The sequence below is a fragment of the Bathymodiolus azoricus thioautotrophic gill symbiont genome (genome assembly GCF_001298715.1).
In the GTDB taxonomy this organism is placed as follows: domain Bacteria; phylum Pseudomonadota; class Gammaproteobacteria; order PS1; family Pseudothioglobaceae; genus Thiodubiliella.
On record NZ_CDSC02000131.1, the window covers coordinates 1 to 1,107 of the forward strand.

2 protein-coding genes are annotated in these 1,107 nt (G+C 47.4%); both read right to left on the minus strand.

What is annotated here, in order from left to right; translation table 11 throughout:
• Window positions 1-729 (minus strand): integrin alpha (locus BAZSYMA_RS02515; protein ID WP_241502526.1); only part of this gene is annotated, 729 nt, incomplete at its 3' end.
• On the minus strand, window positions 693-1,107 hold a 415-nt coding region (locus tag BAZSYMA_RS10305; protein ID WP_241502527.1), incomplete at its 5' end, for an integrin alpha. The genes BAZSYMA_RS10305 and BAZSYMA_RS02515, both read right to left, overlap by 37 nt.

The following is a 1,107-nucleotide window of genomic DNA, read 5'->3' on the forward strand; positions in this document are numbered from 1 at the left end:
AATAGCGTATTTTGAATCACCACCCAGTTTTGCTAAGTCTATGGCGTTAGTGTCGGTTTTGCCGAAGATGATATAAGATTTACCTGAGTTAATACCATTTGGGTTGGCGCCATAAGCACCCACAATCAAATCATCCAAGCCATCGCCGTTGACATCACCTGCAGAGGAGACTGAGCTACCACTACGATCACCTGCCACCTCGCCATTGATAACAAAGCCCCCTGTCGGGTTGCTTGCATCAGCAATGCTACTTAGATTAATGGCACTGCTGTTGGCTTTACCGAAGATAACATAAGATTTACCTGAACTATTGCCATTTGAATCAGCATACACAGCACCCACAATCAAATCATCCAAGCCATCGCCGTTGACATCGCCTGCACTGGAGACCGAGTTACCACTAACATCACCTGCTGCCTCGCCATTGATAACAAAGCCCCCTGTCGGGTTGCTTACATCAGCAATGGCGCTTAGATCAATGGCACTGCTGTTGGCTTTACCAAACACAACATAGGATTTACCTGCTTTTGATTTGCCACTCGGATCGGCATCACTCGCACCCACAATCAAATCATCCAAGCCATCGCCGTTGACATCGCCTGCGCTGGAGACAGACCAGCCACTCCAATCATACGCCGCCTCACCATTAATAACAAAGCCCCCTGTCGGGTTGTTTGTATCAGCAATCACACTTAGATCAATGGCGCTATTGTTGGCTTTACCAAACACAACATAAGATTTACCCGCAATTGAATTGGCAAAAAAGCACCCACAATCAAATCATCCAAGCCATCGCCGTTGACATCGCCTGCACTGGAGACTGAACAACCACTATACTCATGTGCTGCCCCGCCATTAATAACAAAGCCGCCTAAAGGGTTGCTTGCATTAGCAATCACACTCAGATCAATGGCGCTACTGTCGGCTTTACCAAACACAATATAAGATTTACCCGCACCTGGTTTACCACTTGGATCGGCATAACTAGCACCCACAATCAAATCATCCAAGCCATCACCATTGACATCGCCTGCACTGGAGACTGAGCTGCCACTATAATCACTCGCTGCCTCGCCATTAATAACAAAGCCCCCTAAAGGGTTGCTT